Origin of the sequence: Streptomyces turgidiscabies Car8, from assembly GCF_000331005.1 — a bacterium.
GTDB lineage: Bacteria > Actinomycetota > Actinomycetes > Streptomycetales > Streptomycetaceae > Streptomyces > Streptomyces turgidiscabies.
Window position 1 is genome coordinate 1 of the sequence record NZ_AEJB01000102.1, and the last position, 3,289, is coordinate 3,289.

Here is a 3,289-nt window from a genome sequence, read left to right on the forward strand (position 1 = left end):
GCGGTACTGGGGCTGACGACGCTCGCCGTGAGCGGCGCGGTCGCCGGCCTCGCCGCACTGCTGGGAACAGCGGGAATCGGCATCGGCGGCCTGACCGTCATCCTGCTCGGCAACTCGTTCTCCGGCGCGACCAGTGCCCCGCAGCTGCTGCCCGAGCCGGTCGGCACGATCGGTCAGTGGCTGCCGCCGGGCGCCGGCGCCTCCCTGCTCCGCTCGGTGTCCTTCTTCGACGGCGCCGCGTCCTTCGGCCCCGCCCTGACCCTGACCTGGTGGGCGGCGCTGGGCCTGGGCGCCGTACTGCTGGGCAGCGCGCTCAAGCGTCGTGCGGAGGACAGGAACAGCGAGTTCGACAACACCGCCGCCGAGCGGGAACCCGCCCTCGCGAACTGACCGTCCGCCCGGAACCGGCCCCCGGCCGAGCCTGCGCCGGGCGGGGAGGAAATCGCGCGGCGGGCCACCCGGCGACAACCGGAGGGAACCGCACGCGTCAGGCGCAGCGCCCGCGCCGATCCGTGGTGAAGGAGAACAGGCGCCACAGGACAGCCACGCCGCCCTGCTCGTCCGGGCGGGGGCCGCACAACCAGGGAGCGCCCGGTCGCTCTCGCGCCGCGCCGCGTCACACGCCCGCCAGGGCCGCACAACCGGCCGGGTCCCCCGCTGCGACGAAGGGAGCGCCCGGTCTCGTGCCCTCGGGCCGCACCGCGCCACACCTCCGCTCGCCCGCCAGGGCCACACGATCGACCGGGTCCCCCGCTGCGACGGAGAGAGCACCCGGTCCTTCTCGTGCCGCGCCCCGTCACACGCCCGCTCGCCCGCGCTCTTCAGCGCGCCCCGGGCCGCCGGTGCTCCGCCGCGATGCCGAACCGCTGCCGTTCGACAGGCGCGGCAGCGACCTCCCTGACGCCGGAGACCACGCTGGAGACCGCGCCGACGACCTGTTCCTCCGCCGCGTCCAGCTCGTCGAGGCGTTCCAGGTCGGCCGCGGAGACCAGGGCGACGAGGGGCTTGCCGTGACGCGTCACGACGACGCGCTCACCGCCGTACACCACCTTGTTGATCAGGTCGGCGAGTTCAGCCCTGGCTTGCGTCACCGGAATCTCGTAGGCCATGTGTTCCAGCTTAGACCCGCACTCCGACAGCCCCGCCGAGCGGCGAAGCCCGTGGAGGGGGCTGGTCCGCCGGGAATTCCGCTGTCAGCGAGCACCCCTCGGAGTCTCGCGTCAGACTCTGTACGTCCTGTACATTTTTTACGGAAGCCACCGAGGAGGGCGCACGCCATGAACGACATCGACGACCCGTCAGCCCGTTACGTCCTGCCCGAGTTCACCGAACGCACCAGTTCGGGGAGCCGGACGATGGATCCGTACTCGAAGCTCCTGGAGGAGCGGATCGTCTTTCTCGGGACGCCGGTCGACGACACCTCGGCGAACGACGTGATGGCCCAGTTCATGCATCTCGAATACCTGGCACCCGACCGGGACATCTCCCTGTACATCAACTCCCCCGGCGGCTCGTTCAGCGCGATGACGGCGATCTACGACACCATGCGGTTCGTCACCTGCGAGGTGGAGACGATCTGTCTGGGACAGGCGGCCTCCGCGGCGGCCGTGCTGCTGGCCGCGGGTACGCCGGGCAAGCGCAGCGCGCTGCCGGGAGCCCGGGTGCTGATCCACCAGCCCTCGCTGTCCGGGCCGGTCCATGGCCAGGTGAGCGATCTCTCCATTCAGGCCCAGGAGTTGGGCCGGGTCCGTAACCTGCTGGAAGAACTCCTCGTACGGCACACCGGCCAGAGCCCGGAGCGGGTCGCCGCGGACATCGAGCGGGACAAGATCCTGGACGCCCAGGCCGCTCTGGAATACGGGCTGGTGGACCGGATCGTGCCCAGCCGCAAGTCGTCGCACCCCACCCCCGGTACGAGGTGAGCCGCCGATGCTTCCACCCGAACTGCCTCCGCTGCCCGCACTGACGCGCGCGGAGGGCGAGTTGATCGACCGTTACCTCGAAGTGGCCGATCTGCTCGGCCGTATCAATCCCGCCTATCACGGAGACACCTACCGGGGGCTGCGGGCCGCGCAGGCCCTCGTCGCCAAGGCGGTGGCGTTGCGGGACGCGCTGGAGCTCATGCATCAGCGGGGTGAGGCCGAGGTGCACGCTCACACGCTGGCGCGTGCGCTGCGCGTCCTGGACGGGGAGCGCCGCACGGCGCGCGTCACCGTTCCACGCGAGCCCGCCAGTTGACGCGCCTCACCCCCGGGACGGCACCGGTCGGGCTCACCCGTCGGGCGACGGACCGTCCGGAACGGATGGGGAGGTGACTGGATGACATCCCCCGTTCGGAGTAGTCACCCGTCCTCCGTCCGGCCCGCTCTGCTTGCGCGACACGCGCGCTTCGTAACCGAATCGAGACCGCTCAACCCCTGGTCCGAGGGTGCGCGACCCCCTCGAAAGTCCGCCGGGCGTACGGGTGTCCACCCGAATGGGCCAGCGGTGAGTAACACCACAAAGCCCCGGTTCCATTGGGATTTTCCTACTTCCATGAGCCAAGATCCCTTCCTGACGACAAGCCCCCGCCACAAGCGGCGGGGCGATCCGGGCGGACGCCGAGTCCTGCCGCCGCCTGGATGACCGGTCGACAGATGTGCATCGGCAGGAGTGGAGGACCCAGGCACGACGGGTCGCCGGAACGGTCACGCCATGACCGGGCCGAGCAGCCCTTGGGGTGAAGCCGCGTCAGCGGCCGGGCAACTTTGTCAGCCCGAATCCGACAGGTCATCCTTCACAGGCGGCTGACGAAGGGTTGCGCATGTCTGCGCTCAATCGTGTCCCGTCGCTGATGACCCGGGCCGGTACGGCCTCGGCTCTGACTCTTGTCGCCGTGGGCGGCAGCCTGGTGATCCCCGGTGTCGCAACCGACGCCGCGGCGGTCGCTCCGTCGACGAAGGCACTTCAGATCGCGGCTTCCAAGAAGGGCTCCGCGTACAAGTACGGCGCCGCGGGACCGAAGAGGTTCGACTGCTCCGGTCTGACGCAGTATTCGTTCAAGAAGGCGGGCAAGTCCCTGCCGCGTACGGCGGCGGCCCAGTACAACAAGACCAAGCACATCTCCGCCAAGAGCCGCAGGGGCGGGGACCTGGTCTTCTTCCACTCGGGCTCGAACGTCTACCACGTGGGCATCTACGCCGGGAAGGGAAAGATCTGGCACTCCCCGAAGACCGGGGACGTCGTGAAGCTCCAGAAGATCTGGACGAAGAGCGTCTGGTACGGCCGGGTCAGCTGACCTGCCCGGGGG

General features: G+C 70.0%; 4 protein-coding genes, 1 pseudogene and 1 riboswitch. Of the genes and pseudogenes, 4 read left to right on the forward strand and 1 reads right to left on the reverse strand.

The features are described 5' to 3' along the window. A pseudogene (locus STRTUCAR8_RS05600) lies at positions 1–390 on the forward strand (ABC transporter permease); the annotation flags it as partial. 431 nt (positions 391–821) lie between these two features. Here the strand turns inward: STRTUCAR8_RS05600 and STRTUCAR8_RS05605 are convergent. Then, the gene (locus STRTUCAR8_RS05605) at positions 822–1,109 is read right to left on the reverse strand and encodes a type II toxin-antitoxin system Phd/YefM family antitoxin (RefSeq protein WP_006374493.1); all 288 of its coding nucleotides are present in this window, start codon (positions 1,107–1,109) and stop codon (positions 822–824) included. 168 nt (positions 1,110–1,277) lie between these two features. Between STRTUCAR8_RS05605 and STRTUCAR8_RS05610 the strand changes: the two genes are divergently transcribed. From STRTUCAR8_RS05610 to STRTUCAR8_RS05620, 3 genes are all read left to right on the forward strand, one after another. Then, the gene (locus tag STRTUCAR8_RS05610; RefSeq protein WP_006374489.1) at positions 1,278–1,922 is read left to right on the forward strand and encodes an ATP-dependent Clp protease proteolytic subunit; all 645 of its coding nucleotides are present in this window, start codon (positions 1,278–1,280) and stop codon (positions 1,920–1,922) included. A gap of 7 nt (positions 1,923–1,929) precedes the next feature. Further along, complete coding sequence (locus STRTUCAR8_RS05615) at positions 1,930–2,238, forward strand: hypothetical protein (protein WP_006374491.1); 309 nt, start codon at positions 1,930–1,932, stop codon at positions 2,236–2,238. 382 nt (positions 2,239–2,620) lie between these two features. Next, a riboswitch (cyclic di-AMP (ydaO/yuaA leader) is annotated at positions 2,621–2,800 on the forward strand. A gap of 3 nt (positions 2,801–2,803) precedes the next feature. Further along, complete coding sequence (locus tag STRTUCAR8_RS05620) at positions 2,804–3,277, forward strand: C40 family peptidase (protein WP_006374492.1); 474 nt, start codon at positions 2,804–2,806, stop codon at positions 3,275–3,277. Positions 3,278–3,289 lie beyond the last annotated feature (12 nt).